This window comes from Colwellia sp. MB3u-45 (assembly GCF_014077005.1).
Taxonomy (GTDB): Bacteria; Pseudomonadota; Gammaproteobacteria; order Enterobacterales; family Alteromonadaceae; genus Cognaticolwellia.
Map to the genome: position 1 here is coordinate 48,329 of NZ_JACGVC010000035.1, position 26,445 is coordinate 74,773.

A 26,445-nucleotide genomic window follows, 5' to 3' on the forward strand; every position below is an offset into this window, starting at 1 on the left:
TATAAACGTCCTTGGCATAGCCTTTATTAAGCTTTAATTGAGAATTTATTGAGAATTGATGATGAACTCTGCGCTTGAAAATAACCACAAAAAAAACCAACGCATGATCCCACTACGCTTCGTAGTAGCCCCCATCGCTATCATTTTAGTCGCTGTTATCGGCTTAATTATTTTTACGGTTTTGTCACCTAAACCGGCGAAAAAACCTGTCATTATTAAAGCGCCGCTGGTGGAAGTTAAAAAGATTGCCAGACAAGATGTTGGTTTTGTTATTGCCAGCCAAGGTAGTGTTTTACCTAGTACACAAACTCAGCTAATTTCGGAGGTTTCTGGACAAATAACCTTCGTCAACGAGAAGTTTAATATCGGTGGGTTTTTTACTCAAGGTGAAGTGTTATTGAGTATTGATGACATTAATTACCAAGTGGCATTATTACAAGCACAGTCGCAATTAGATGCCGCTAAAGCGCTGTTGATTGAAGAGCAAGCGAAAAAAGATCAGGCAGAAGAGCAATGGTTGTTAACCAAAAGAGCTTTGTCTGAAGCGCCAGTACTTGCTTTACGCTTACCGCAATTACAAAAAGCGAAAGCTGATATCAAAGCAGCAAAAGCTAATGTTATTGGTGCAGAAGTCAAGCTAGCGCGTACTAAAATAATCATACCTTATGATGCAATAGTAAAAGAAAAACAAGTAGATATAGGTCAATATGTCTCTATGGGCTCGGCTTTAACAACCATATTTGCCGTTGATTATGCTGAAGTTAGGTTACCCATTAAGCCGCGTGATGTCGGCTTTTTGAATTTACCAAAAATTAATGCTCAGCAAAGCAGTCGCTCAACCGTGGATATTTACACTAAAGTTAATGGCACTGAGCATCGTTGGGCGTCAAACTTAACGCGTTATGAAGGCGAAGTGGACAGTCGAAGTCGTGTGCATTATGTCATTGCTCAAATTGACGACCCCTATAGTGTTTTATCATCGAGTAAACACCAAGAGCTGCGCATTGGCAGCTTTGTTAATGCCAAAATTTCAGGCAAAGAAGTTAAAGATATTGTCACTATCCCCCGTGATGCCTTACATGGCGCCAACAGAGTTTACTTGGTAGACAAAGACAATAAACTGCATATTCAAGAAATTAATATCTTACGCAACGATGCTACTTATGTTTATAGCCATGACAGCTTTGGCGCCGGCTTTCGATTGGTCACCACTCAAATGCAAGCGCCAGTCGAGGGCATGGCGCTACGTGTATTAGGAGAGCTAAAAGATACACCAAAAGCCTCAAGCGAAGATAGCATTGTCGACGAGCAAGGTGACGACGAATGAGCGAGTTGACTCAAGCCCATAACGACGAAAAACACACAGGTATTATTGCTTGGTTTGCGCACAATAGTGTCGCGGCTAATCTCTTGATGGTGTTTATTTTAGTGGCAGGCTACTTTTCTTATCAGGGCATTAATAAAAAAATGTTTCCTGAGTTTAACGCTAATAGTATTCAGGTGATGGTGCCTCACTTAGGTGCCGCACCAGAAGAAGTTGAACAATCAGTTATTTTAAAAGTTGAAGAAGCATTAGAAGATATTGAAGGTATAAAGCGTATTACAGCAACGGCTAGAGAAGGTGTGGGTATTGTCACTATTGAATTGCAATCAGGCTATTCAATGTCAGAAAAACTTGATGAAGTGCAAATGCAAGTTGACGCCATTACTACCTTCCCCGAGCAAGCTGAAAAACCGATAGTCACTAAACAAGAGTTCAAAGGTCAGGTAATGTGGTTGTCGGTTAGTGGCTCAATGGAGCGACGCGCCCGACAAGTGATGGCGCAAAATATTCGTGATGAAATCATGGCATTGCCCAGTGTCAACAGTGCTGAAATTGTTGGCAACCGTGACTATGAAATTAGTATTGAAGTGTCTGAAGAAAAACTACAAGAGTACCAACTGACTTTTGACGACATTACTCAGGCGGTGCGTCGTTCATCGTTAGACATGCCCGGTGGCACAATTAAAGCGCGTGGTGGTGATATTTTGCTGCGCACAGAAGGCCAAGCCTACACAGGACATGAATATGGCGACTTAGTGTTGCGTACCGATGTTGATGGCACGCGCTTAGTGCTTTCAGACATTGCTAACATTAACGATGGCTTTGTTGAGCAAGCAGACTTTGCCACCTTTGACGATGAAAACACGTCAAGCATCATGGTGCAGTCAACCGGTGATCAAAATGATTTAGAGATTGCTGGCCAAGTGCGAGGCTACGTTGATGAAAAAAATCAGCAATTACCTAAAGGCGCGAGATTAACCGTTTGGGGAGATAGCTCATATTATCTGTCTGAGCGCTTAGATATGATGATTGACAATATGTTGATTGGGGCGTTTTTAGTCTTTATCGTGTTAACACTGTTTTTAAGAATAAAAATCGCTTTTTGGGTGATGTTAGGCATTCCCATTAGCTTTTTTGGTGCCTTGTTAATGATGCCATTATTAGGTGAATGGTCGGTATCAATTAACATGCTGAGCTTATTCGCCTTTATCATGGTACTGGGGATTGTGGTAGACGATGCCATTGTGATTGGTGAAAGTGCTTATGCCGAAATTGAGAAATATGGTCATTCTCGTGATAATATTATTCGCGGCACCATGCGTGTAGCCATGCCAGCAACTTTTGGTGTGCTTACCACCATAGCGGCATTTACACCGTTATTGTTTATTGATGCCACTTTTGCCGCCTTTTTCCGTTCTATTTCTATTGTGGTGAGTTTTTGCTTAATATTTTCACTGATTGAATCAAAGTGGATATTGCCAGCCCATTTATCGCACATGAAATATGTCCCGTTAAGTGCTGAAAATTCAAATTTTCTTGAGTGTTTTCAAATGCGTTTCAAGGAAAAACTTGAAAACTTTATTCATACTGTTTATCAGCCTTTTCTTGAAAAGGCCTTAATTGCCCGCTACAACACCATGGCAATATTTGTGGCGATTTTAATCTTGTCGATTAGCCTTATTACCGGAGCGTTTGTTAAGTTAGAAGTGTTCCCTAATATTCCAAGTGACTTTATTCAAGGTAATCTTATTATGGTGGACGGCTCTCCTGCGCATCAACGTAATAAAGCGATAGCACAAGTAGAGAAAGCCGTTAAGACCATAGCGAAACAAAATAAGTATAATGGCGTCAGTTTTATTAAGCATAAAATGATCTTCACTAACGGTAATACCGTTGCCAATGTATTGTTAGAATTAGTCAAACCCGATCAACGTGAGCTCGACGCTTATCAAATAGAGAAACTTTGGCGTGATGAAATTGGTGAAATTCCAGGCGCTAAAGAGTTACGCTTTTTTGCTGGCACTAATGCCGGCGGTGGTGCCGCGATTGAATTTCAGCTAACCGGTCAAAATGACACTGAACTTGAAGCGGCAGCTGAGGCTATTCAGGCGCAACTGAATAGTTATGATGGTGTTTACGATGTACGACATTCTTTTAGCCGAGGCAGCCAAGAAATTAAGCTTAGTATCAAGCCAGAAGCAGAAGTACTGGGCTTAACTTTGTCGAACTTAGCCAAACAAGTCAGGCAAGCCTTTTATGGTGATGAAGCACAGCGTATTCAACGTGGCCGTGATGAGTTGAAAGTCATGGTGCGTTATCCTGAAGCTAGCCGTTTATCGGTATCTGATCTAGAAGATATGTGGATTAGGACACCTCAAGGTGAAAAAGTGCCATTTTATCAAGTGGCTGATATTGAAATAGGCCAAGGTTTTTCCACGATTACCCGGATTAACCAGAAGCGTTCAATCACCATTTCAGCTGATATTGACAGCGATAAGGTTGAATCAAGAAAAGTGGTCAGTGAAATGAATGATGATTATATTCCTGAAATTTTAGCGGACTATCCCAGTGTGGAATACGGTGTTGAAGGGGCGAGTAAAGATCAAGCTGATTTCCTATCTCAACTTGGCTTTGCCGCCATTGGTGCGATGTTTTTGATTTATGGTTTAATCGCTATTCCAACCAAATCATATAGCCAACCCTTGGTGATTATGTCGGTTATTCCTTTTGGTATTATCGGTGCCATTATCGGCCATTGGTTGCTGGGCCGTACGATCAACATGATGTCGATGTTTGGCTTTATTGCTTTAACTGGGGTTGTGGTTAACGACAGTTTAATCATGGTCGACTTTATCAATAAAGCGAAAGGGTCGGGTATGCGAATGTTCGACATTGTGAGTCAAGCGGGTACTCAACGATTTAGGGCGATATTACTCACCTCACTAACCACTTTTTTTGGTGTTTTCCCATTATATTTTGAACAAAGCTTACAAGCTCAGTTTATTATACCGATGGCGATTTCATTAGGTTTTGGTATTGTTTTTGCGACTGTGATCACACTGTTTTTGATCCCAGCGCTTTATTTGATTAAAGAAGATATCGCTAATCTCTTTAGAAAGCGACCAGAGTTCGGGGTTGAAACAAGGCCGAATTAATAGTTTTTAGCGGTAAGTTTAAAGCTGTCAGCTGTCAGATAATGTCAACATGCAGTGGTGTTTATTTTTACTGACAGCTCATAACTTCAAACTGACAGCTACTTTTAGCGATAAGTTTAAAGCTGTCAGCTGTCAGACAATGCCAACATGCAGTTGGTGTTTATTTTTACTGACAGCTTATAACTTCAAGCTGACAGCTGCTTTTAATTACCAACCCATCGCACTAAGCCAACTGATAATCGCTTTGGTTAAGGTTTTTTTCGCATAGTAACCCGTAGCTTGATTACTTAATTGTCTTTGTCGGTAATATATTTTCATGGCTCTTTGGGCAAAATCTTTTCTCATTTTCGCGCTGGCCAGTACTAAACGGTGATCGCGCTGCAAATATAAATCGAGTATAGGATAATCGCTTAGCGCGAGTTGTTGAGCAATTTTATCGTTTTCGGGCAAGGTCGGCATATAACTACTGAGCATCACTAAAGCACTGGGTTCGGCCACCAATGCTTGTTGATAGATATTCAGTAATACGGCGCTATGATTGCCTTCTGCTACCACAATAATGACGCCTGGGTAGCTTTTCGCTTTTGTAATGACTGCTTGCATAACATCAGCAAATTTTTTCTCATAGTTTGTTAAGGTCTCAATATCTTCAGTGCTACGCTCTTGCGCCGTGAAGGCTTGTGAAGGGTAGCTTTGCGGTTTATGCGGGGGATGCAAGGTAATGGTGGTCCAGCCATGTTGTGGCATATTGCTACTTAGCTGATTGAGTGCATTAGGTGTTGCTATGCTTTGTTGCCAATCAGGAATTAACACCATCACGCCTTTATTAATTGCCGTGGTGTGTTCATTAATGACCGTAAGGTAGCTGTCAGTACCTACCAGTAATGGCACTATTTTTTCTTGCGCTAAGTAGTGTTTAATATCTTGCTGCTGCTGCTCAAAAGCATCAACAGGTGCCTTGATCATGACTTTATTTTGCTGGCTATCTTCTGTGGACTTTGTTGGCGCAGTGCTAGCTTCAGTTTCAGTGTTAGTGTCAGCTTCAGTACTTTTTGGCGCTGTTGAGCTCGTGTTATCCGTTGGCTTTTCAGGCGGAGCAGTCTCCATTGCCCATGAGTGCGCGCTGTTAACTAATAGACTTAAGGTCGTTAACGCGATGAATAAAAATAGTGGGCGTATGTTTAAGCGCATAAAAAGCAAACTTCCTTAAATGGGTGACTGAGCAATAACTGCACATTGAGTATCAGCAACTGATGGTCGATAACGGATCATTAATAACGGATTATTAAGCGCGACAAAACCGGCTCTAGTGATATTATCGACGCTAGTGGGGCTTTCCTTTAAGTAGCTTTTAACTAGCTCTCGCCGCTCTTGGTGTTAATCAAACGGACAGGCTTTTGAAAATGTTAAGGTTTGCTCTGTCACTGGGTGGCTTATTTGTAGCATTTGGGCATGCAATTGTAAACGGCTACTCATCGCCAAGGCTTGCTCGTGGGCATAAAGTCGATCACCGAGTATTGGGTGGCCAAGCCACAGCATATGCACGCGCAACTGGTGAGAGCGTCCTGTTATGGGTGTCAGCTCAACTAAGGTGCTAGTTTGACCATCAATATCTTGGCGATAACTTAATACCTTATAATGCGTTAATGCCGCTTTACCTTGTTGATGATCTATTTTTTGTTTTGGTCTATTAGGCCAATCACCCATTAGGGGTTGCTCAACAGAGCCTTGCGCTTTTTCAATCTTACCAAAGACCCGAGCAATATAGCTTTTTTGCGTTAAGCGTTTTTCAAATTGGCGACTAATAGCCACATGCGCAGGTTTATTAAGTGCCATCACCATAATACCCGATGTCGCCATGTCTAATCGATGCACAATAGTTGCCGTGGGCAATACTTTGTGCACTCTACTTTCTAAACAGTCTTGATGCTCAGGTAAACGGCCAGATACGGTCAATAAACCACTGGATTTATTGACGACCACAATATCATTGTCGTGATAAATAATATCAAGGTAGGGGCGCATTTGAGGCTGATAAATAAAGTCAGGGTTAGCAGCCATTTTATTGTTTTCCTTTTAAACGCTTGTACTGTTGAAGGTTGTACTTTTTGATGTTGGTAAGCTAGCCATCAGGTGACAGAATATGCCCAGCCTGATGGCTTTTATCAAGAGCTTTTTAGTGTTTAGCTTTTAGTCTGTATTGACTTAGTTGCTGACCACAATTAAACGTACCGCTTCAAATTGAATTTTGGCTTTTTCAATATATTCAGCCAAAGCCTTTTTTTGCATAAGAATAAAGTCAATTTCTTGCTGACGCACACTTGGGTTGATCGCTTTTAGCGCGGTTAAGCGTTGATGCTCTTCATCCATAGCTAGGTGCATAGCTTTCAGCGCTTTTTGTTGAATCGAATCAACTTGCTGCTCGGCATGGTCTTCTGCTTTGGCGACTAACGGAGCCACTTGGCTTCTAAGTGCCTTAACTAACTGCAATGCCACTTGCTTTTTAACCGGTGATAATTGTTGATCTAATACGGTTTCGCTAACTTTATCAGCAAGGTTATTGCCATTTTTGTCGACTAATATACGAATAGGTGTAGTGGGTAAATAACGCCCTAGTTGTAAATTGCTCGGTGCGATGGCGGCTAAGGTAAATATGCACTCTAAGAAAAATGTGCCGGTAGGTAGTGCGGGATTTTTCAAAACACCAATACTAGCGTTACCAATTTCATCACAAAGTACCAGTTCCATCGCGCCGCGCACCATAGGATGATCCCAAGTGATCAGCTGATAATTTTCAACCGCTAAGGCGGTGTCACGATTAAAGGTAATGGTGGTACCGTCTTCTGGTAAGCACGGAAAGTTGGCACATAACATATGCTCAGAAGGCTGCAGGGCAATGGCGTTATCGGCTTTATCATCTTGTTGAATACCAAAAACGTCTAGCAGCTGAAACATAAATTGTGGCAAATGAATTTGCTGATCTAATTTTGCTATTTTCTTCACTAAAGCATGCGCTTTACCTTGGCCAGAAGAATGTAACTCAAGCAGTTTATCACGACCGGTTTCTAAATCTTGTTTGATGGTCAGATGCTTTTCATGGCTTTGCTCAATCAAGTTTTGTGCTTCGCTAGAGTCCCAGTTGGCACTAAGTGCAAGCTCAAATAAGCTTTCACCAAAAGCTTTAAACACCGAGTGACCAGTAATGCAGGTATGTTCAAAAGCGTTCAACGCTTGTGTATACCAATTAAACAGTAAGCTCTGCGCTGACTCTTCAAAGTATGGCACATGGATACGAATAATTTCTGTTTGACCGATACGGTCTAAACGCCCGATACGTTGTTCAAGTAAATCAGGGTTAAGCGGTAAATCAAATAACACTAAATGATGAGCAAATTGGAAGTTACGTCCTTCACTACCAATTTCAGAACACAGTAGCACTTGGGCGCTATCTTCATCTTGAGCAAAATAAGCGGCCGCACGATCGCGTTCAAAAATACTTAAGCCTTGATGAAATACTGCTGCACGCATACCTTCTTTAACACGTAAGGCGTTTTCCAAGTCGATTGCTGTTTGCGCATGTGCACAAATCACCACCACTTTTTCTTTTTTCAATGACTGTAATAGCGCAATTAAATAGTCAACACGTGGGTCAATATCAACCCAGTCTTCATGGCTATCTAAGCTGAACAATATTTCGGGCGTAAACAAGAGTTTTGCTTGTGCTTGCGACTTTAAATCTTCAGTTGTGCCCGACAATAATAGTTCATTGATCGAGTCTTGATAGGCTTCTGGCATCACCAGTGGCGTGGCATGTAATTCACGACCCGGAAAGCCTTTAATGGTGTTGCGACTATTACGAAATAATATACGGCCAGTGCCATGACGGTCTAAAAGCTGGTCAAGAATGTGCTGGCGAGCATTTTTTTTAGCGGCTTCTTCCAGATGATTTATCGCTGCGATATGTGCGCTAACGTCAGCTTCGTGCAATAAGTTGGTCAAGGTGGTTATTTGTTCAGTCGCTAATGGCTCATCGGTAACCAAAGTATTGGCCGCATTGGCGACTTCGGTATAATGCAGCTCTTCTTCGGTGAATTTTTGATAGTCGAAAAAGCGATCAGGATCAAGCAAACGCAAACGGGCAAAGTGACCTTCATGGCCTAATTGATCGGGTGTTGCTGTTAACAATAAAACCCCAGGAATAGTTTGCGCTAACTGTTCAATACATTGGTACTCAATGCTGACATTATCTTGCTGCCAGTTTAAATGGTGCGCCTCATCAACCACCATCAAGTCCCATTCTTCATCCATAATAGCTTCATACCAACGTGGGTTTTTGGTAATAAAACCAAGATTGACCAGCACCAGTTGTTCAGAACTAAAGGGATTTTCCTCTTCGCTGTTAGCGGTGATTTCTTCACAGCGACTTTCATCAAAAATACTAAACGACAAATTAAAGCGGCGTAACATTTCAACCAACCATTGATGCATCAATGATTCTGGTACTATGATCAGCACACGTTTAGCGCGCCCTGTGACCAATTGTTGATGAATAATTAAACCCGCTTCGATGGTTTTACCTAAGCCTACTTCATCGGCTAATAAAACCCGTGGCGCAAAACGACTACCGACTTCTTCGGCAATATATAATTGGTGTGGGATCAAGCTCACACGGCCACCGCTAAGGCCGGTTAAATCAGATTGTTGTTGGCTAAATTGATGCTGTAAGCAATCTTTGCGTAAGCGAAACCAATCTAGGCGATCAATTTGGCCGTTCAGTAGGCGGTCATGAGGTTTATTGAATTTAATGAAATGATCAATCATCATTTCTTTTAACGAGCAGGCTTCACCTGTGTCTTGTCGAGTACCAAAATAAGTCAGTAAGTTTTTGTCTTCTTGAGAAGATTCGACATTAAGTGACCAGCCTTCATGGCTCGGAATACTATCGCCAGTATTAAAAATTACTCGCGTTAGAGGGGCATTATCTATGGCGTATTGTCTTGCATCCCCTGTAGCCGTAAACACGATAGTAACAAAACGACCTTCGACCGCGGTAACCGTACCTAGTCCTTGATCTGACTCACTATCACTAATCCAGCGTTGTCCAGGGTAAAATGACATAGAAAAAAACTCCAACTCAATAACTCGCGCAAAAAATGCACGCCAAAAAAAGGGCGCTATAGTACCGTTAATCATAGAAGTGATCATTAAATAAATCCGTAAAAGGGGACTTTTTTTGCTTTAAATTTATAGAATTGAGTTTTGTTTTTAGTAATAGAGTCTTTTCAGTCCAATAATGATGGATATGACTTAGCGCTTAACCCGTAACAAGCCCCTTGCTTGCGGGGAAGTAAGCTGTCAAAGTGGTTATAAGCTTAAATAGCATAAGCTTTATTAGGATTATCTTTATAGTGGCTTTTTATGACGGCTTTATATCATGGCTTTTTATGACGGTAACGCTATGGTAAAAAAGAACAAGTAATGACATTGTTTTGGTTAGATGAATTATCAATTTTTTGGTTTCTAGCAGCAGTTTTAAGCAACAATACTGTGCAGCCTTCAACTTGGGAAAGGACTTTCATATGACAGCAAATAAAATTATTTATGTTTTAGACACCAATATATTATTACACGAACCCTTCGCTTTCCTCTCTTTTAAAGAACATGATGTGGTGGTACCGATGACGGTACTAGAAGAATTAGATTCTATCAAAGACCGCCACAAAGATGTCAGTCGTGATGCGCGAGTAGCGATTAGAGCGCTTGAAGATACCTTAGTTAATGCCACGCCAGAACAAGTACTAGCAGGCGTTAAATTACCGCAAAACGATGACCTACACCCCAGTGGTTGTTTATCTATTTTCAACGATTATGCCTTAGGCGAGAGTAAGGTGAAATTGTCTTTTAATGAAAATGACAATCGCATTATTAGTAGCGCGATTTATTTACAAGCCAAACATCCAGATAATAAAGTGGTGCTAGTCACCAAAGATATTAACATGCGCTTAAAGGCAAAAGGCGCTGGACTTGCTTTTGTTGAAGATTACCGCACGGATCAGCTCATTGATGATATTAAGTTTTTAACCAAAGGTTATCATCAATTTCCGGGTGATTTCTGGCAACAGGTCCATGACTGTGAAAGTGAAACAGAGGGCCGTAATACCACGCACTATATCAAGCGTGATTTACTGCCTAATGGCTATATCAATGAATACCTGATTGACGAAGGCGAACACTTCGCAGGTAAAATTACCGGGTTGGACGATGAAAACTTAGCGATAACCGATTTGAGTCGTGAGCGTTTAATGGCAAAACAAGCGTGGGGCATTCATCCAAAAAATATCTATCAGGGTATGGCAATGGATGCCTTGCTTGATCCCATGATTGATTTAGTCATTCTTACCGGCCCAGCCGGCTGTGGAAAAACTTTACTGGCCTTGGCAACCGCGCTAGAGCAAGTGATTGAGCGCGGGCTCTATGATAAAATTATTGTCACCCGCAGCACCCCTGAAATCGCAGAGTCAATCGGCTTTTTACCCGGTACGGAAGAAGAAAAAATGGCACCTTGGTTAGCCGCCATCACCGACTCGTTAGAAGTGTTGCACAAACAAGATGAAAATATGAATGGCAGTCTTAACTATATTATTGATAAAGCGAACATTCAGTTTAAATCAGTCAATTTTATGCGCGGTCGCAGCATTCAAAATACTTTGGTGCTACTTGATGAATGTCAAAACCTCACGGCTTCACAATTGAAAACCATTATTACCCGTTGTGGTGAAGGCACAAAAATAGTGTGTTCAGGTAACTTAGCGCAAATAGATAGTAACTATTTAACCGCAGTAACCTCAGGTTTGACCTACATTGTTGAGCGTTTTAAAAATTTTCCAGGTAGCAGTAACATCAACTTAAATGGTGTTGTGCGTAGTCGTTTAGCGTCATTTGCCGAAGAAAATCTATAAAAATTTAGTGCGGCGGTGATATTATCCATTTGTTACAATATCACCGTTAACCTTTTCAGTGCTGTCCTCAGTCAGTACTTTGATTTAATATTAGGTCATAAAGTTAAAGGTAACTTGCCGATGAGCTAAATTTTAGCGCACTTGCCTCTATATCATTATTAGGACTTGTTAGTGTTAGTAGAAAATTCAAAAGAGCAACTTCTTCAACGCTACAATAAATCAGTCATTGTGGTTTTTTCCAGCATCATGTTGCTGACTTTTATTATCTTCTTTTATAATTATAATCTCGCCCGCCAAGATTATCGAGACTATAAATTAGCTAAGCTGAGTGAATATAGTGTGCAGCTTAATAATAAACTGACCGGTACGGTAGAAACCCTCGCGGGCATACGTGATTTAGCTGAATATTATTTGCGTTTTCCGGCAGAATTACCCAGTCAGTCGCCGTCTTTGCGACAAGAAGGTCAGTACTTTTACCTTGATAAAAATCGACAAAATTTAAGCACTAATCATCATATGATGAGCGGAAATATTACCGGCGTTGGTCGTATTGACACTTTCAATCAATCCTTGCTGCATGAGCTAACGATGGCTAATGCTTTAACGCCGGCATTTGTTACTGCAAAAAAGTCAATCAAAGAAGCTAACTGGCTGTATTACATTTCAATGCAACGCTTTGTTAATTTATATCCTTGGGTACCCAGAAGTATCTGGCAATACAATGATCAAAGTTTAAGTAATGAGTTAATGCTGAAAATAAAAACCTCAGAGCACAAGGATGAAAAGCTTTGGGCGCGGCCTTATGTTGACTCGGCGAGTAAAGGTTTAAACACCATGCTAGGTATGGGAGTGTATTTAGACCATGAGATGAAAGGGGCGGTGCTCATTGATATGAATACGGCGGGCTTATATAACTATTTGCCTGAGGTAAGCGAAGTAGACCACGGCTATATTATTGTTGATAAGCAAAGTCATGTTTTGTTGCATAAAAATAACAGCAATCTTCCGCTAAATGCACAAACCGCTTTTAGTGACACTGCACCGTCGCAATTAAATCAGTTCAGTTATCAATCGTTACTCAATATTATGCCAAGTGCTGAAATTGGTGATTGGGTTGTTCAGCAGCAGAAGTTGGTTATTAATGACTGGATTTTATTGGAGTATCATCGCAAAGAAAGTTTCTATACTACGATTAATCAGCGTTTTTTGTCGATACTGATCAGTGTTTTTTTTGGCTTTTTAAGTTTATTAGTGGTGGTTTATTACGTTACCTATCGCTTATTTATCGGGCCCTCTAAAAAATTCATCAGGCATATTGAACATTGTTCAGCGGGTGATCCCGGTAAAATAAAACCTTCTGCCGAGTGGCGGCACTGGTTTAAAATTGTCGAAGATTTATTTGGCCAAAATCGCAGTTTAATGCAGCGTTTAAAGGATCAAAACATTGAGCTAGATTCGAGAGTAAAAGAAAAAACTCAAGCGTTATCACATAAAAGTGAGCAACATCAGCGTGACTATGCACTGTTACGCTCAGTGATGGATGCGATTCCAGACTACATTCTATTTAACGATCAACAAGGCGCTTTAATTGGCTGTAATCAGGCCGTTGAAAAACGGGTCTTACGAAAAGAAGTTGATATTTTAGGCGATCAAATTAATGATTTTATTGCGGCTGATATCAGCAAAAAAGTGGCGCAGAATATTAGTCAAAGTCAGCGAGGTCATTCATTTGTGGCGCATCATCAAACGGTGCCGACTGAGCATAATACCTATGAAATTTATCAAGCGCCGTTTTATGGGGTGTTTAATGAATTACTTGGCAGTATTATTTTAATTCGCGATGTGACTGAGCAATTTAAGATTAACCAAGCCCTGCAGCGCGCGAAAAATCAAGCTGAAGAAGCTAACCAAATTAAAAGCCAATTTTTGGCGAATATGAGTCATGAAATTCGTACGCCAATAAATGCCATGCAAGGGATGTTTTTTCTCTTACAACAAACGCGTTTAAATAAGGCTCAGGAGCAATATTTAGGTAATGCTCAAACCGCTTCAAATGCTTTGCTTTATTTAGTAAACGAATTGCTTGATTCGGCCAAGGTAGAGTCAGGAAATATGTCTGTACATAAAGAACTGACTGGACTGGAAAGTATTGTATCGCAAGCACTTAATCTTAATATTGGGGCACTCGTTGGCAAAGAGCTAAGTTTAAGTGTTGCCATTGATAGCCAAGTGCCATTAGATATTCATACTGACACTATGCGTTTAGTGCAAGTGCTGAGTAATTTACTTAATAATGCGATTAAATTTACTGAGCGCGGCAAAGTTGCGCTTAGCGTGTCATTATCTTGCCCCACCACCGAACCGGTCGATGCAAAAAATATCGCCGTGTTATTTACCGTGAAAGATACCGGCATAGGTATAGAAAAATCAAAACAAACGGGCTTATTTGAAGCATTTAAACAAGCCGATGAGTCGATGACCCGAGTTTATGGTGGCACAGGGCTAGGGTTATCAATATGCCAACATATTGCGCATTTACTGGGTGGCAAAATCACTATTGACAGTGTTTTAGGCCAGGGCGCTGAATTTACCTTAGCTTTACCTATGGACGCACCCAATATGCCGGTTTGCGATACCGGTTACTCTGCACATTGCTTAACTAAGTTTCGACCGCAATTTTCGACCAGTACTGTGCTGAATTTAGCGGTAAATATACCCGAAAAATTACGACAGAACTTTACTGATATTGCGCAATCTGTGATAGACATCTCAAGTTTTTCAGCGCTAAAAACAGTTGATGCTAAAGCAGATAAAGTATTACTTATCGATAGTAGCAAGTATCCGCAAGATTTGTTGAAAAGTGAATTGGATATAATAAAGCAAGAGGTTGCTGTACTGGCGTTATGTCAGCCAATAGCCAGTGTTATTTCAGCTGAGCTACTTGAGCAATTAAACCGCAATAGTATTAATTACTTGTTGCTTGAAATGCCGTTATACCGAAATGTTATTGCTAAGTTGGCCGAGGAGCTTTGTCGGCTCTCATCACATGGCGCCATAATGGATAATAAAATGACGACTAACCGTCATGAGCTTGATGCGGTGCAACCAAAAGTAGGCAGCCTAGCTGGATTGAAAGTATTGTTAGTTGAAGACAATCTGGTTAATCAATTGGTGGCGGTTAAATTATTGCAGTCCATGCAGGCGCAAGTGACTGTTGCACAAAATGGTCAAGAGGCGTTAGAAAAATTACCACTGGAAAATATTGATATTGTTTTGATGGATATTCAAATGCCCATCATGGACGGATTAACCGCCACTAAGCATATTCGCGCTCAACCACAATATAACCGCTTACCCATTATCGCTATGACAGCTCACGCCCGTGAAGAAGACAAGCAGCAATGCTTAGCGGCGGGTATGAACTTGCATATTGCTAAGCCAATTAGCCTAAAGGTATTACGCGATAGTATTTTGTCGCAACTGGTCAAAACACTAACGTAATTGCGCTGATATTAAGTGCTAGGGTCGGCAAAAAAAGCTTCGGCATAATAGCGGCCATTGCGTATGGCAAACTCAGCACTTGCTGATAATTCTCCAATGCGCATCATTGCTGGGCCAGTGGGCTCAGCTAAAATGTAGTCTAGGCCATCGATAGTGATGGTGAGTTCATCGCCTTCGCTTGGGATATTTATCGCGAGTAGGGCATGATTATCGATAAAAACCAACTGCATTTTTATACGTGGCATTAGCGCTCTAAAAATAGCAGCGGTCAGGGTTACTTTACTGTCACAATCACCTTGGTTTTGCCACAGTATTTGCAGCGGCGGATTAAACCCCGCGCCGGTTGATGTGACCCTCGACTCTAACGTAGCATAAGGAATACTTTGGATAAATCCGAGCACATAATTACTGACCTTTCTGACACTTTCCTCACCAACACGGTCTAAAATAAGGCCTTTTAGTACGGATAGATCAGTAAATGACTCTTGTGCGAAGCGAACATGGTCGGGCTTAATGGCTAAGCTGTTATCATAAGTAACAAATTGAGTATAATAGTTACGGGTTAAATGCTCATTCATAAAGTCTTGTTCAAGTTGCGCTATGCTTAGATACGCTTGGTCAAGTGCTGTTTTATTTTCACTGTTGAGTTCCATTTGTAAATTATTACCACGACCTAAAAATGTCACTTTTACATCAGTGATAGGGTGTTGTGTCAGTTGTTTTCTCATTTGCTGATCAACGTATTTGCTAGCGTGGTTGGCTTTATAACTTTTAAAGTTTCTAAAGCGATCAAATAAAGCCACTTTATCAATAGCAAAACTTAACGCTTGTGGTTGCTGAGCTTGGTCTAGCCATTGGTAGTTAAATTGTACATGCCCATCGGTTGTTGTTTTATTAAAATCAAGCTGCTTTGCCGACGTCATAGTCGCAAAGCATAATATTAAAATAACTACTGCCCCAAATAATCTCACCACTCACCTTTATCGCTAAATATTAACGCCTCAAGCTTATACCAATTTCACTAACTTTGTGAGCATTTTTGCTGGTTAACATAAGCCACTATTTTGTTGTTTATTTAATAATTATAACAAGCAGTTATTAAGAAAATCCTTGGTATTTAGTCATTGTTACTGGCTATAAAGTCGTTGTTCTAAGCAATGAAAAGGCTATGAGGTTGATTTTTAATGACCGACGAATTTATCATTTTACTTTTACTTTTACTGTCTTTGCTATATATTCAAACGAGTGTTTTAATTAATTGTTTAAATTACCTGTTTGGAGAATGTGATGGCTGACTATCAAGTACCTTTAAAAGATATGAATTTTTTGTTATATGACGTATTTAATGCTGATAAATTGTGGCAGTCATTACCGGCATTAGCTGATCGGGTTGACCGAGATACCGCCGAAGCAATTTTAGAAGGTTGTGCAAAAATTGCAGAGCAAGAAATAGCACCATTGTCGCGCAATGGCGATGAAGTAGGGGTTAGTTTCGATGCGGGTAAAGTCACGACAGCACCCGGCTATAAAGAAGCGTTTAAAACTTATGCTGAAGGTGGCTGGACCTCATTAGGCGGAGACCCTGACTTTGGTGGCATGGGCATGCCTAAAATGTTGACCGCATTTCATGAAGAAATGTTATGTTCGGCGGATATTTCATTTTCACTTTACCCAGGCTTAACTGCTGGCGCTGGCTTGTCGTTAGCAAAACATGGTAGTGAAGCATTAAAGAATCGCTATTTAACCCGTATTTATGCCGGCGACTGGTGTGCAAGCATGTGCTTAACTGAAGCCCATGCCGGCACTGATCTAGGTATGATCAGAACGAAAGCGGTACCACAAGCTGATGACAGTTATTTAGTGTCAGGGACAAAAATATTTATTACCGCCGGTGAGCATGATCTGACGGAGAATATTATCCATTTAGTGTTAGCTAAATTACCTGATGCGCCCGCTGGACCTCGTGGAATTTCATTATTCTTGGTACCAAAATTCAATGTTAATGATGATGAGTCCATCGGTGAACAAAACAATGTCAGCTGTGGTTCTATCGAACATAAAATGGGTATTCATGCTTCAGCTACTTGTGTGATGAATTTTGATGGTGCTAAAGGTTATTTAGTTGGTGAGCTCAATAAAGGCTTAGCTTGCATGTTTACTATGATGAACTTTGAGCGAGTTGGTGTAGGTATCCAAGGTTTAGGTGCAGCAGAACGCTCGTATCAAAATGCTTTAGAATATGCCAAAGATAGAATTCAAGGGCGTTCTTTATCTGGTGTTAAGTCACCTGATGCCCAAGCTGATTCGTTATTAGTACATGGTGATGTTCGTCGCATGTTGTTAAACATGAAGGCGTTAAATGAAGGTTCACGTGCCTTATCAACTTATACGGCTATGCAATTAGACATTGCGACTTATGGTTCGGGTGAAGCGCAAGTCAAAGCGGATCAACTTGTTGCTATAATGACTCCGATTGCTAAAGCGTTTTTTACTGATCTTGGCTTTGAAAATACCGTTGCTGGTCAACAAGTTTTCGGTGGTCATGGTTACGTTAGAGAATGGGGACAAGAGCAGTTAGTGCGAGATACCCGTATTGCACAAATTTATGAAGGCACTAACGGTATTCAAGCGATGGATTTGTTAGCCCGTAAAGTGGCCGGTAGTAAAGGCAAATTTGTGGCCGTCTTTCTTGAAGAAGTACGTGACTATATGCAAGCGGATAAAGTGGATGCTATGCAAGAGTTTACTCAACCTTTGGCTAAGGCCACAAATGAACTTGAAGAATTAACGCAATACTTATTAACCGCAGCACAGACTTCGCCAGAAGAACTGGGTTGTGCGGCCAATGACTATTTACACATATTTGGTTATACGGCGATGGCTTATGTTTGGGCTAGAATGGCAGAAGTTTCACTGGCTGCTAGCGATGATAAAACTTTCCATGAAAGTAAAGTCCGTACCGCTCGTTACTACTTTGCCCGATTATTACCCCGTACTCAGTCGTTGATCGCCTCAGCGAAATCTGGCCAAAGTGCGATGTTTGATATCGCAGAAGAGCTTTTTTAAAGACCCGCTTTAATCGCCATTAAATACCTAATGAAAAAGCCAATTCAATCACCTTGAATTGGCTTTTAATTTTTAATGGCTTAGATCAACCATCAGTAGTTCAAATCCGCATCAGTAATGTGAGACAATAAGCGACTTTATAGCTATTTGGGATATCTATCATGTAAGATATTCAGTAGCATTTAGTGAGTGAATTAATTAACTATTGATCAGTCTGCATTAAAGTTCACTGATAAAGTTATAAGACACTCCACAGCGAATACTCGACTTTATAGCCCATTCATTATATTAGTAAGCACTTAGAAACGGATTGGCATGGCTAGGTTTATGCCTAGGTTCATGGGTAGGTTATAGGTGTTTGGTAGATATCAAATTTTTAAACACACAGGATTAGGGAGAAATCAGTGCGTATTTTGAGTGTTTTACTCATCATAATGCTAGCAGCATGTAGCAGTAAAAAAGATGAAGTTGTTGTTAGCAAACCAGTATGCGATTTAGCATATTCGTCCTATCAAGCCACCGTTACCGGCTACTGCCAAGAAGCGGCTGCTGACCTACCAGAGTCATTAGACATTATTAATAAAAGTATAACGATTAAGCCGTTAGATGAAATTTCTGAGGTATTTTGGTTTAACAAAAAAATGAAATACTCGTTAATAAAACAAGAAGCGAGTGCACCCTTGATTTTTATTATTGCCGGTACTGGAGCGAGCTACAATAGTGTGAAAATGCTCAGTCTGCAAAAAAGTTTTTTTCAGCAGGGTTATCATGTCATCTCATTGTCATCGCCAACTTTTGCTAATTTTATTGTTAACTCACCTAACACCCAATACATGCCAGGTGATTTAGCGCATGATGCAGAATATTTATATCAGGTGATGAATTTAGTTTGGGCACAAGTTCAAGCTCAAGACGCAGTAGAGGCATTGTCATTTTCTCTTACCGGTTACAGCTTAGGTGGAGCGCATTCAGCATTTTTAGCGCTACTTGATGAAGAAAAACAAGCGTTTAACTTTGAAAAAGTGCTTCTGATTAATCCACCGGTTAGTTTATATAACTCAGTTAGTATTTTAGATAAATACTTTGATCTACGTGATAATCGACAAGCGGCGGTTGCTATGTTTGATGATATTTTCTCCCGTTTTTCCATTGTTTACTCAGCACAACGGTCTTCAAAATTTGATCAAGGCTCAATATTTAGTTTATTTAAAAATGTTGCCTTAACTGAAGCCGAGTTAAAACTGTTAATTGGTGCCTCGTTTAGAATATCGTCATCAGATATGATATTTGCCATCGATGTTAGTTTTAACACGGGTGCAATCACCTATAAAAACCACAGGATAAGCAAACTTGAGACTTTAACTCATTCACTACAACGCGCCAGTGAAATCACCTTTGTTGATTATTTTGACCGTGCCATGTTACCCAGAGCCCAGCGTGAAGATGCCAGTATCACCAAAGCCGATTTGATCGAACGTTACAGCTTACATGCCATTGAAGATTATTTAACCGCATCTGATAAAATTTATTTGGTCACCAATCAAGACGATATTATTTTACAGGCGGGCGAGGTGGAGTATTTGCAGAGCATTTTTACCGATAGGGCGAAAATTTTCCCTCGTGGTGGACACCTTGGCAACATTGATAGATTAAGTTTTGTTGAGCACCTACAGACCACGTTCCAAGGAGGGCTAAATTAATGTCAATGCTTGCCAATAAGTGTTCTAAGTTATTCGTTATCACCCTGTGTTTTTTATTGTTAGCCTGCTCCTCACAGCCAAAATTAGAGAGTACGGCCATAACACCGATCATTGCGATACCAGATAATCTGGCAGAACTTGGTGTGATGAGTGCTTATTCCGACCCTTGGGAGGGGTTTAATCGTCGTATGTATTATTTTAATGCTAAAGCCGATGAATACGTTTTATTACCCATAGTGACGGGCTATAAGAAAATCACCCCTGATGTTGTTGAAACTGGGCTGAGTAATTTTTTCAATAATATGGCTGAAATATCAACGTTTATCAATTCGTTATTGCAGTTTAAATTATCAGTGGCGGGCGAAACATTAGGTCGTTTTGCTGTTAATACCAGCTTAGGTTTAGCAGGGTTAATCGACGTTGCAACACCTATGGGTTTAGCCGCGCAAGATGAAGACTTTGGTCAAACACTAGGGTTTTGGGGCGTTAAGGCCGGACCATATCTCGTTTTACCTCTATTGGGCCCCTCGTCACTGCGTGATGCCACCGGTCTTGTTTTTGATGGTTTAGCAGATCAACAAGTGATGGATGAGCTGGGGATGAAATCTGAAGAGGAACTTTATCTTTCATTACTGAACAGTATTGATGCGAGAGCCAGATTACCTTTTCGCTACTACGGCTCGGGTTCAGCATTTGAATATGACTACTTTAAATTACTTTATAAGAAGTATCGTGAAATTCAAGTGGCTCGTTAACCCAGTTTACATAAACTGCAGTGACCAAAGTCAGCTGAATCTGCCCAGTGTTAGGTATCTTAATGTAGCTTAGCGATAACAATTAATGGTAGGTTTAGCTATTTTATTAATTACAGGTATAATCACGCCTGGTAAATTTTATAGGAATGTCTTTTGTTAGCAGTTATTCGTGTCATATTGATGACTTTTTCTTTAGTTATCATCTGTATTTGTTCAATTTTATTCTGTTTGATTAGGCCATTTCATCGCGACAATGTTCATCATACAGCTAATTATCTTGGCAAAGTTGCAAAAATTTTAGGTTTAGAGGTTGAGGTTAGAATACCAGAGTCGACAAAAAATATGGGCCCTGTTGTCTATATTTGTAATCATCAAAATAGCTATGATATTTTCACCGTCAGTAATGCTGTTCAACCCGCAACGGTTAGTGTTGGCAAAAAAAGTTTAAAATGGATCCCCTTTTTTGGTCAAATGTATTGGCTAACGGGTAATATTTTAATTGATAGAAAAAATAAAAATAAAGCCATGAATACTATCGATACTACCGCTAGAAAAATTCGTGAAAAAAAGCTGTCTGTTTGGTTATTTCCAGAAGGCACACGCAGTTATGGCCGTGGTTTATTACCTTTTAAATCAGGCGCATTTCGCACGGCGGCAAAAGCTAATGTACCTATCATTCCTGTTTGTGCAAGTAACACTCATAAAACCATAGACTTAAATCGTTGGGATAACGGTAAAATGATTATCGAATTTTTACCACCGGTATATTTATCTAGCGAAGATAAAGATAAAATTCGCAACATAACCAATAAAACCCGCAGTGACATGCTAGCGAAAATTGAACAATTGAATATTGAAACAGACCGTCAGCTACCACAAGTAGATGACCAAAATTCGCCAGATAAGCAAACAAGTGAGATAAAATAATGATTGATGAAGCATTGCAACAATGGCAAGAACATACCGAGCAATTGATCGCTACACTAGTTGAAGATGGCACAAATGAAGAAGTTCACCATACAATTGAACATCATTTTTCTAGTGGAGACTTTGATATTCTAGAAAAAGCGGCGATTACAGCATTTAAAAGCGGCTTTGAAATTGAAGAGCCAGAAGAGGCCGAATTAGAAAACGGAGATAAAGTCTTTGCTTTCGATATTGTGACCGAACAAGCTTTAGATTTTGATATTATTTTTGATGAAACAAAAACGATGTTCGAATTAGCAAAAAAATGTAACGTAGATTATGATGGCTGGGGTACCTACTTCGAAGAATAAGCCAATATCGATCAGCAGGAAGGATCAGCAAGGAACGAGCTACAAGTAGAAATAAGTAACTCACGATAAAAAGGTTATCCAATGGAATGGTTAAATACGTTATTACGACCTGAAATTTTAGCGCTATTAATTGCAATTGTAGCGATTGTTGCTGTGTTTGTAGTTGCCACACGCAAGGCGCATCATCGGCATCAAGAGCGCATAGAGAATATTAAAAACGGCTTTAATCCTGATTAATAAAAAACGCAAAGTGTCACACTTTGCGTTTTTTTATCACTGATATTTATGGCCAATAAGGCTTTATTAACGATAACGCTAGCCATTTTTTAAAGTGAATTTTATCAAAGCGCATTAAGCTAATACTGGCTGTTTTGTTAATTCAAAGGCATTACGTTGACTTAATAGTGAAAACGCTGCCGGGACAAAGATAAAGGATAACAGTGTGGTTAACACTGTACCACCGGCAACCGCGACAGCAAAAGGTGGCCAGAAGCCACCACCTGCAAGAATTAACGGCAGAAAGCCACCAACAGTAGTTATGGTAGTTGAACTAATATGACGTGCGCAACTTTGTACGCAGCGAATAATAGCTGCACGGTCACCTTGTATCGCTTGCTCATCCATTTTTAATTCAGCTATGATCACAATAGCCGCATTAATAGCCAGCCCCATTAACCCTAATAAAGCAATGATGACGGTAAAGCCAAAGGGATAATCAAAAATATAAACGCTCAGTAAGCCTAAGCCAATGGATTGAAATGCCGATAAAAATATAATCGCACTGAGTCTAAAAGAATTAAACGACAGCACCACAACTGTAAGTAGCAGGGTTAATATCAAGCCAACACTGGCCATGAGTTTACCCACCGCTTTATTGCGCTCTGCCGATTCACCGCCGAATTCTATTTGATAACCATTAGGTAATTGGTAGTCAGCCTTAGCCATACTTTCTTTAATTCGGTTAAGTACGATAGACGGTAAAACGTCTGCGCGAATATAGCCCTCAATAACATTCACTCGTACGCCATTGCGATGCGGAATGGCGCCGCGACTGGGTTTAATCTCTAAATCTGCGATGGCAGTTAAGGCAATGGCCTGCTTTGAGCTGGGATTAATAATGTTAATGTTGGCTAATGCCGCTAAGTCATCTCGTTGTTCGTTACCAATTCTAACCCTGACAGGAATTGATTCTGTTGCCTCAATAACCGAGCCGTTGGTTTGACCTGACAGTGTGGTATTAAGTTGCTTGGCGACCTGTACTAACGACAAGCCAGCTAAGTTAGCTTTTGCTTCGTCAATATTAACCCAAACTTTTGGCGTGCCAGGTTGTAGTGTTGAACGGCTATGGGTAATGTCTTGGGTTGCTGACATAAAAGCGCGAATATCATCACCAATTGTTTTTAAACGGTCAAGATTTGGGCCAAAAATACGCAATTCTACCGGTGCGTTAAAGGGCGGGCCTTGTTCAAGTTTTCTGACTAATATTTGCGCTTCAGGCAACATATCATCAAGTGTTTGTTGAATTTGGGGAATTAAACGATTCGCTGCCGCAAAATTTGTTGCGGTTACCATACCTTGGCCATAATACTGCGCACCATCTTTGGTTGGCATTAAATTATAGTAAAAAGAAGGCGCATTTTTACCGATAAACCAGCGCACCGATTCAATGCCATCGAGCGCTTCAAGGTAGTTGGTAAGTACTTTACTAACCCGCTCAGTATTGATTATGCTGCTTTGTGCGGGTAAAAAAAGTTCAACCTGAAACATGTCACGATCTGAGGAGGGGAAAAATTGCTCTTGCAGCTGTTTAGCGGCAATAAAACCTAATAAAGGCAAACAAACTACCAAGGTGATCACCAGTTTTCTATGTAGTAGTGACCAGTTAAGCAAGCGCACAAAACCACGATTTAACGCCGGTAAACTAATCCCACTTTGATACCAACGAGTCGAATTTTTATGCCTGTGTCGGCTAATAAAACGACCTGATAAGCCAGCAACAATAGTGTGAGATATAATATAAGAGCCGACTAAAGAAAATATAACACTAAGCGCAATACCGCCAACAAACTCACCGGCAGGCCCTGGCATAAGCACAATCGGCATAAAGGCTAAAATGGTGGTTAATGTTGAACCCAGCAAAGGTAACCATAAGTGATTGACTGCATTGGCTATCGCGTCAAGCCTACGTTGGCCCTTTTCGATATTGGTTTTTACGGTATCAGCCATCACAATGGCATTGTCCACCATAATACCCAAAGCAACCACTAAACCCGTCACCGACATCTGGTGTATAGGGAGGCCATAAAAATTCATCACGGATAAGGTAAATAACACGGTTAATGGCAGCGATAAGGTGACAATCAAAGCGGCTTGCCAGCCTAAGGTAATCAGTAATACTGCGGCAATAATGGCAAATCCTAGTGCGATATTACCGACTAAGTCGCTTAAACGCGCTTCGGTATAGCTGCTTTGATCGAATATCACCTCCAAAGTGACATTATTAGGTAGCGTTTGTGTAAATGAGGTTAACGCTTTTTGCACCGATGCACTCCATTGGTCGATACGCAAGTTTGGCAACATGCGGGTAGCAACAACTACCGCTTGTTGATTGTTGACCATGGCTATTTCGGTTGGCGGGTAATTGACTGTTTTTCGAATATCAGCAATGTCTCCTAAGCGCACTAAGTTGCCATTATCATCAGCTTTTATCGAGATGGTACTAATGCGGTTGGTATTGTGTAATGCACCAACCAACTCTATTTGCATCTGATTGAATGCGTTGGTGAGCTTTCCTGCCGATACTTTAGCATCAGCATTAAGAATTTTTTCTGAAATATCATTGATTGAAAGGTTTAATTGGCTGCTAATAACGGGGTCTACCTCGACCAGTACTTCCTCTGAGCCTTGGCCGAATATAGTGACTAAATCTGTACCATAAACCAGTTTTAGCTGATTTTGTAATTCATTAGCATAGCGACCTAAAATAGCAATGTTGGGTGTATCGCTACCTTGCCAATTTAGGGCAATTATTTGCGTGTAAGCATAACCTCTGTCGTCTTCTAGTACCGGCGTTAGTGTGCCGTTTGGCAAACTTGGGCTGAGATCGTTCAGTAAATCTCTAACCCGTGACCATATTGGCTTGGGATCGGTGATTTCATCTTGTAATTGCACTTGGACAATTGAAATACCCGCACGAGAATTTGACGTGAGTAGGTTTATTTCTGGTAGTTTTCTAAGGCTTTGTTCTATTTTCTCGCTGATCAGTACTTCAACTCGCTCAGCACTAGCACCCGGTAATTGTGTAATAACGCTAGCGATTCTATTAGTTATCCTTGGATCTTCGGTACGGGGTAAATTGCTTAACGCCCCTAAACCCGCCACCAATAAAAGCGTGATCATCAAGGACATTAAACGACCATTTTTGACAAATGAACGTATCATAAAATTTGCCCTGTGCTAGCCACTTGCTTGATAGCTTCGCTGGCCCGTTTCACTATTTGTCTTGGCACATAGCGATGCACACCACTAGCAATGACTTCGTGTGTCACTAAAGGTAAACCCGTAATATAGGCGGCATCTAGTGTGGCGTATTTTACCTCAACCGTAGTCGCTGATATGGTCAATAAATCATGGGCGGTTGCCGTGACCTGATAAACATTCCATTGGCCACGAATACCGTCAGTTAAAGCCGACAAAGGTAGCCAGAAACCGGCTTGTTCAACACCTTGTTCAATATTGACTTGTGCTAACTGGCCATTATAAAAAGTTAATGTTTGCTTAAGGCCAAGGCGCAGTTCAATGGTGCGGCTAACCTGATGCACCTGTTTACCAATAGCTAATATTTGTCCGGAGAGCGTTTGTTTATTTAAGGTAACAGAGAGCGTTTGCCCTACCACTAATTGGCTTGCTACTTTAACAGGTACGCCAACAGATACTTCGTGAGCAGCCTGTTGGATCAGGTTAAATGCGTCTTGATTGGGGCTGAAGTTTTCTCCTTCAGCGACGGTACGGCTACTGATCACTGCCGCGAAAGGGGCATGGAGTTTCGCGTGTGATATTTGATATTCTATACTGGCTATATTTGCTTGTTGACGGGAAATATCAGCATTGATGATTTTTTTTTCAGCTTCTAGCTCATCTACTGCTTGTTTAGAACTGTAACCTTTAGTCCTTAAATTATTGATACGAGATAAATTTAGACGATTGAGTTCGGCCCGTGCACGAAATTGCTCAATGGTGGCCACTATTGCTTGGCGTTGAATGGTGAGGAGTTCAGTATCAAATTCTGCCAATAATTGGCCTTTACTAACAAGGTCTCCACTATCAACATAAACTTTAGTAACCTTACCGGCATATTCAAAACTTAATGACGTGAGCTGTTTACTGACCACTTTGCCAATATAGGCGCGTTCAATGTTGTAAGACATACTGGGTGATATGGTGCGAATGTCGGCGCTTTGGTGGTAATTAGCACTTTGTTTGTTTGCTTGTGTCGTTGTTGGCTTAGTTTTTTGACTAGGTTCTTGAGTAGGCTCAGAGCAAGCACTGAGTAAGGCGAAGGAAAAAACTAAGCCATAAACGCGAAAAAACCTTGTAGTACGCTGATCTATAAACACGGAATGCACCTTAAACCTATAACATATAAACTAGACCGAATAGTCTAGTTTAGTCAAACTAGACTGTCTAGTCTAATTTGAGGTATGTTATG

At 40.7% G+C, this 26,445-nt stretch carries 16 protein-coding genes; 10 read left to right on the forward strand and 6 right to left on the reverse strand.

Annotated elements, in window-relative coordinates; all coding sequences use genetic code 11:
* Positions 1-58: 58 nt before the first annotated feature.
* The gene (locus tag H4J41_RS01835) at positions 59-1,327 is read left to right on the forward strand and encodes an efflux RND transporter periplasmic adaptor subunit (protein ID WP_182136448.1); all 1,269 of its coding nucleotides are present in this window, start codon (positions 59-61) and stop codon (positions 1,325-1,327) included.
* Entirely contained in the window at positions 1,324-4,479 is a 3,156-nt protein-coding gene (locus H4J41_RS01840; protein ID WP_182136447.1) for an efflux RND transporter permease subunit, read from the forward strand. Before H4J41_RS01835 ends, H4J41_RS01840 begins: the two co-directional genes overlap by 4 nt.
* Before the next feature lie 207 nt (positions 4,480-4,686).
* On the opposite strand, the gene H4J41_RS01845 is transcribed toward H4J41_RS01840, so the two are convergent.
* The 3 genes from H4J41_RS01845 to rapA all read right to left on the reverse strand — a co-directional run bounded on the left by H4J41_RS01845 (position 4,687) and on the right by rapA (position 9,597).
* On the reverse strand, positions 4,687-5,670 hold the full coding sequence (locus H4J41_RS01845; RefSeq protein WP_182136446.1) for a DUF3530 family protein: 984 nt from the start codon (positions 5,668-5,670) through the stop codon (positions 4,687-4,689).
* 186 nt (positions 5,671-5,856) lie between these two features.
* Positions 5,857-6,540: a pseudouridine synthase gene (locus tag H4J41_RS01850; RefSeq protein WP_182136445.1), complete on the reverse strand. Its 684-nt coding sequence runs from the start codon at positions 6,538-6,540 to the stop codon at positions 5,857-5,859.
* Between the two features lie 144 nt (positions 6,541-6,684).
* Positions 6,685-9,597, reverse strand: coding sequence for an RNA polymerase-associated protein RapA (gene rapA, locus H4J41_RS01855; RefSeq protein WP_182136564.1), 2,913 nt, complete (start codon positions 9,595-9,597; stop codon positions 6,685-6,687).
* 461 nt (positions 9,598-10,058) lie between these two features.
* Here rapA and H4J41_RS01860 point away from each other — a divergent pair, with 461 nt between their 5' ends.
* On the forward strand, positions 10,059-11,438 hold the full coding sequence (locus H4J41_RS01860; protein WP_182136444.1) for a PhoH family protein: 1,380 nt from the start codon (positions 10,059-10,061) through the stop codon (positions 11,436-11,438).
* A 171-nt stretch (positions 11,439-11,609) separates the two neighbouring features.
* A complete protein-coding gene (locus H4J41_RS17700) occupies positions 11,610-14,939 on the forward strand; it encodes a response regulator (protein ID WP_182136443.1) in 3,330 nt (1,109 codons plus the stop codon).
* Positions 14,940-14,950: 11 nt separating this feature from the next.
* Here H4J41_RS17700 and H4J41_RS01870 read toward each other — a convergent pair whose 3' ends face one another.
* Entirely contained in the window at positions 14,951-15,862 is a 912-nt protein-coding gene (locus H4J41_RS01870; protein WP_182136442.1) for a hypothetical protein, read from the reverse strand.
* Between the two features lie 364 nt (positions 15,863-16,226).
* On the opposite strand from H4J41_RS01870, the gene H4J41_RS01875 reads away from it, so the two are divergent.
* From H4J41_RS01875 to H4J41_RS01900, 6 genes are all read left to right on the forward strand, one after another.
* Entirely contained in the window at positions 16,227-18,005 is a 1,779-nt protein-coding gene (locus tag H4J41_RS01875; RefSeq protein WP_182136441.1) for an acyl-CoA dehydrogenase C-terminal domain-containing protein, read from the forward strand.
* 404 nt (positions 18,006-18,409) lie between these two features.
* The gene (locus H4J41_RS01880; protein ID WP_182136440.1) at positions 18,410-19,705 is read left to right on the forward strand and encodes an alpha/beta hydrolase; all 1,296 of its coding nucleotides are present in this window, start codon (positions 18,410-18,412) and stop codon (positions 19,703-19,705) included.
* Positions 19,705-20,460, forward strand: coding sequence for a VacJ family lipoprotein (locus H4J41_RS01885; RefSeq protein WP_182136439.1), 756 nt, complete (start codon positions 19,705-19,707; stop codon positions 20,458-20,460). Before H4J41_RS01880 ends, H4J41_RS01885 begins: the two co-directional genes overlap by 1 nt.
* 153 nt (positions 20,461-20,613) lie before the next feature.
* A complete protein-coding gene (locus H4J41_RS01890; protein ID WP_182136438.1) occupies positions 20,614-21,387 on the forward strand; it encodes a 1-acylglycerol-3-phosphate O-acyltransferase in 774 nt (257 codons plus the stop codon).
* On the forward strand, positions 21,387-21,737 hold the full coding sequence (gene rraB, locus H4J41_RS01895) for a ribonuclease E inhibitor RraB (RefSeq protein WP_182136437.1): 351 nt from the start codon (positions 21,387-21,389) through the stop codon (positions 21,735-21,737). The genes H4J41_RS01890 and rraB overlap by 1 nt, the downstream gene beginning before the upstream one ends.
* An 81-nt stretch (positions 21,738-21,818) precedes the next feature.
* Positions 21,819-21,974 (forward strand): hypothetical protein, encoded by a 156-nt coding sequence (locus H4J41_RS01900; RefSeq protein ID WP_182136436.1) that lies wholly within the window; start codon positions 21,819-21,821, stop codon positions 21,972-21,974.
* 114 nt (positions 21,975-22,088) lie between these two features.
* Here the strand turns inward: H4J41_RS01900 and H4J41_RS01905 are convergent, their stop codons facing one another.
* Positions 22,089-25,178 carry an efflux RND transporter permease subunit gene (locus H4J41_RS01905; protein WP_182136435.1) on the reverse strand — a complete coding sequence of 1,030 codons (3,090 nt, stop codon included), beginning with the start codon at positions 25,176-25,178 and terminating at the stop codon, positions 22,089-22,091.
* Positions 25,175-26,353 carry an efflux RND transporter periplasmic adaptor subunit gene (locus H4J41_RS01910; protein WP_182136434.1) on the reverse strand — a complete coding sequence of 393 codons (1,179 nt, stop codon included), beginning with the start codon at positions 26,351-26,353 and terminating at the stop codon, positions 25,175-25,177. Before H4J41_RS01910 ends, H4J41_RS01905 begins: the two co-directional genes overlap by 4 nt.
* Positions 26,354-26,445 lie beyond the last annotated feature (92 nt).